This window comes from uncultured Aquincola sp., from assembly GCF_964001545.1.
Lineage (GTDB): Bacteria > Pseudomonadota > Gammaproteobacteria > Burkholderiales > Burkholderiaceae_C > Aquincola.
In genome coordinates this window covers 1-3,828 of sequence record NZ_CAXFDV010000336.1, presented here as the reverse complement: position 1 = coordinate 3,828, position 3,828 = coordinate 1, and the positions used below count along the sequence as shown (strand labels likewise).

The 3,828-nt window shown below is 72.5% G+C and carries 5 protein-coding genes; 2 read left to right on the top strand and 3 right to left on the bottom strand.

Features of this window, described 5'->3' with window-relative positions; genetic code table 11:
* Window positions 1–197 precede the first annotated feature (197 nt).
* Window positions 198–845 carry a histidine phosphatase family protein gene (locus tag ABNT58_RS11645; protein ID WP_348753641.1) on the bottom strand — a complete coding sequence of 216 codons (648 nt, stop codon included), beginning with the start codon at window positions 843–845 and terminating at the stop codon, window positions 198–200.
* Window positions 846–932: 87 nt separating this feature from the next.
* Between ABNT58_RS11645 and ABNT58_RS11640 the strand changes: the two genes are divergently transcribed.
* Both ABNT58_RS11640 and ABNT58_RS11635 read left to right on the top strand, forming a co-directional pair.
* Entirely contained in the window at window positions 933–1,664 is a 732-nt protein-coding gene (locus ABNT58_RS11640; protein ID WP_348753640.1) for a YafY family protein, read from the top strand.
* 96 nt (window positions 1,665–1,760) lie between these two features.
* Window positions 1,761–2,129: a VOC family protein gene (locus tag ABNT58_RS11635; protein WP_348753639.1), complete on the top strand. Its 369-nt coding sequence runs from the start codon at window positions 1,761–1,763 to the stop codon at window positions 2,127–2,129.
* Between the two features lie 13 nt (window positions 2,130–2,142).
* On the opposite strand, the gene ABNT58_RS11630 is transcribed toward ABNT58_RS11635, so the two are convergent.
* Together ABNT58_RS11630 and ABNT58_RS11625 are read right to left on the bottom strand one after the other, a co-directional pair.
* Complete coding sequence (locus tag ABNT58_RS11630) at window positions 2,143–3,405, bottom strand: serine/threonine-protein kinase (protein ID WP_348753638.1); 1,263 nt, start codon at window positions 3,403–3,405, stop codon at window positions 2,143–2,145.
* On the bottom strand, window positions 3,405–3,828 hold a 424-nt coding region (locus ABNT58_RS11625; RefSeq protein WP_348753637.1), incomplete at its 5' end, for an aldo/keto reductase. The genes ABNT58_RS11625 and ABNT58_RS11630, both read right to left, overlap by 1 nt.

The following is a 3,828-nucleotide window of genomic DNA, read 5'->3' as shown; positions in this document are numbered from 1 at the left end:
TGTCCCCTCGCACTGTTTACCTGGGCGGTCAGGTGCCGTACCGCTATCGACGCCCAAATTCTGCCGGACCCTGGCGGGTGGTCGTCGATGGTGGGGAAGCTGCTTGGTCGTGCCCGGCCCCAACCGACCTGGCCGTCACCACCTACTCCATCGCGAGCAGCATGGCCGGCGGTTCACTTCTGTCCTCGGCCTGCGCCTTAGCCCTGTTGGCGGGCCCGCCGGCTTAATAGGGCCTCCACCGCATCGACGGTCCACCGCCCCTCCACACACCGCACCCCCATCCGCTCGCCATTGACCACCGGATGCCGCGCATTGAAGGGCCAGAAGTGCGCCATCTGCTGCTGCGCCGTCCAATGCGGGTACAGCAGCGAGACGCGCAGCGCCTGCATGAACTGGCCGTGGCTGAAGGCATAGACCAGCGCATCGGGCGGCAGCTGCTGCAGCTGGGCCAGGGTCTGGTCCACGCGCCGCAACAGGGTGCTGTAGCTCTCGGCGCCGGGGCCGTCCTGGTGGTCGGGGTCGGCGCGTTGCCAGTAAGCCTCGATGTGCGGCAGGCGCTGGTGGCGGGTGGTGCCGCGCCAGCGGCTGGGCTCCAGGTAGGTGAACTCTTCCATCGGCAACACCTGCACCGGCACCTGCGCAAAGCGCTCGCGCGTGGGCTGGGCGGTGAGGTGGGTGCGCAGGTAGGGCGACAGTGCGATCAGTGTGGGCGCCTGTGACCATTCGTCGGCGACGCGGCGGGCCTGTTCGTGGCCGGTGGGCGTTAGCTCGATGCGGGCCAGGTCGTCGGCGGGCTGTCCGGCATTCCCGGTGCTTTCGCCGTGGCGGATGAAGATGACGTGCATGGGGTCGGTCGGTGGGCTCCGGGGCCCTTGGGTTGTATCCGCTTCCGGCGCCTGCGGCACCGGGACCGACGCTGCTACAAACGCCTTATGTCCCGCACCACCCGCCTGCTCGACCTGATCCAGCTGCTGCGCCGCCATCGGCATCCGGTCAGCGGCGCGGCCATCGCGGAGGCGCTGGGCATCAGCCTGCGCACGCTGTACCGCGACATCGCCACCTTGCAGGCGCAGGGCGCGGCCATCGACGGGGCGCCGGGGCTGGGCTACGTGCTGCGCGAAGGCTTCGTGCTGCCGCCCTTGATGTTCTCGGCCGAAGAGCTGGAAGCCGTGGTGCTGGGCATGCGCTGGGTGGCGCAGCGCGCCGACAGCCGCCTGGCGGCGGCGGCGCGCGATGCGCTGGCCAAGATCGGGGCGGTGCTGCCCCAGCCGCTGCGTGCCGAGCTGGAGGGCAGCACCTTGCTGGTGGCGGCGGCGGGGCCGCAGGTCGCGGCCGCCGCAGCGGCCGACGCGCCTGCCATCGACCCGGCCGTTCAAGACGCCCACACCGCCACCGTGCGCCAGGCCATCCGCCAGCAGCACAAGCTGGTGATCGACTACCGCGACGGCCAGCGGCGCAGCACCCAGCGCACGGTGTGGCCGTTTGCGCTGGGCTACTTCGACCGGGCGCAGGTGGTGGTGGCCTGGTGCGAGCTGCGGGCCGACATCCGACATTTCCGCTGCGACCGCATCGCTGGCGTGCAGCCGCTGGCGCAGCGTTATCCGCAGCGGCGCGAGGCCTTGCTCAAGGCCTGGCGCGAGCGTGAAGGCATCGCGCCGCGATAGGCCCGTGCGGGCGCTGCACGCTGCTGACAGAAGTTGACATGCCCGCCGCCGAGCATGGCGTTGCCGCATCCCGCGGTGCCTTCTCGAAAGCCTTCCATGCTGGACGCCAACCACCTTCTGCTCTACGTCGCCGACGCCCGCCAGAGCTGCCGCTTCTATGCCGAGCTGCTGACCCTGCAGCCGGTGGAGGCGCAGGACACCTTCTGCATGTTCCGCCTGCCTTCGGGCGTGATGCTGGGCCTGTGGGGCGCCGCCGGCGTGCAGCCTGCGGCCACGCCGCCCGGCGGTTTCGAGCTGGGCTTTGCGGTGGCCAGCCGCGACGAGGTGGATGGCCTGCACCGCCAGTGGCAGGCCTGCGGCATCCGCATGCTGCAGCCGCCGACGGCGATGGACTTCGGCTACACCTTCACCGCTTGCGACCCCGATGGGCACCGGCTGCGCGTATACGCGCCGGAAGGGGCGTGAACGGCGGGGCGCCTCACCCCCGCCCCGCCCCGTTGCTGAGCAGGTACCCCACCGCCACCAGCAGCGCCATGGCCACCACCGCCATCAAGGCCCAGACCAGGCCCAGGCGAGGGCGGCTGGCGGGGCTGGTTGCTGACGGGTCGGCACCCACGCGGGCCTGGGCCGCTGCGGTGGCTTGCGGCTTGGTGCCGGGCCGCGCTGCCGCCACCGCGGCTGGCAAGGCGGCTGGCGGGGCGCCGCCACCGCCGCCGCCCGCCGCCTTGCGCGGCACCATCACCGTCTTCGGAAAGCTCGCGCTCAGCCGGTGCAGCAGCGCGTCCATCGTGGGTGGACGGTCTTCGGGTCGCACGGCCAGGCCGGCGTCGATGGCGGCCAGCAGCTCGGGCGTGTAGCGGCCGGCGCCGGCGCGCACCGCGGGCTCCATCTCGTCGCGTACCGCGCGGGCCACGGCCGAGGGCGGGGCGCGCAGCGTCAGGCAGCTCCACAGCACCGCGCACAGCGCGTACACGTCGGTCCACGGGCCCTGGCGCGAAGGCGTGGACGCGTCCGCCGCCTCGGCCGTGCCTTCGTACTGCTCGATCGGCGAATAGCCGGTCTTGAGCAGCGCGGTCAGCTGCTGCGGCTCAGCTTCGGCCGCGATGCGGCGGGCCGAGCCGAAGTCCAGCAGCACCGGCCGCGGCGGTGCATCGAACACGCTGCCGCCGGCCGCGGGGTCGTGCTGCAGCACGATGTTGTCGGGCGCCACGTCGCGGTGCAGGCACTGCTGCGCATGCAGCACGCCCAGCGCGCCGGCCAGTTCGGTGGCCAGCCGGCGCAGCCAGGGCTCGGGCGGCGGCGTGGGCGTGCGGCGCAGCGCGTCGTGCAGCGTGGGGCCTTGCACCAGCGGCATCAGCAGGTAGGCGGTGCCGTTGTCGGCCCACACCCGCTGGATCTTCACCAGCGCCGGGTGGTCGAAGCTGGCCAGCAGCTTGGCCTCTTCGAAGAAGCGGCGCAGTCCATGCTGGAAGGTGGGCAGGTGCCGCGGCGAGCGGGCATGCACCACGCCGTTGGCATCGCGCTGGGCCACGGTGGCGGGCATGAACTCCTTGACCGCGCCCTCGCGCCCCAGCCTCGTGTCGCGCACCCGGTAGACGATGCTGTAGCCGCCCAGGCCCATCACGCCTTCGATGCGCAGCTCGCCCAGCAGCGTACCCACCGGCAGCGCCGCATCGCTGTCGCGGCGGGCGATCAGCTGGGTGCGCTGCGGGTCGGCCGGGCCGGTGGGCGGTGGGGCCATCAGGCCACCTCGTGGCCCATGCTGGCCTGCCACACGCGGTACCAGTCTTCGGCAGCCAGGCGCAGATCCAGCGCGGCCACCGCCTCGCGCATCGCCTCCACGCGGCTGCTGCCGGCGATGGGCAGCGGCCGCGAAGGATGGCGCAGGATCCACGCATAGGCCACGGTGGCCACCGACACGCCGTGCTGCGTGGCCAGCGCCTGCAGCACCTCGCGCACGCGGCGGGCCTGTTCGTCGTCGCTGGTGAACAGGCGCCCGCCGCCCAGCGGCGACCAGATCATCGGCCGCAGGCCGAGATCGGTGCATTGGTCCAGCGTGCCGTCGCCCAGCGCGCCCATCTGCAGCGGCGACAGCTCGATCTGGTTCGTCACCAGCGGCAGCCGGCGGTGCAGCATCGCCAGCTGCGAAGGCGTGTGGTTGGAC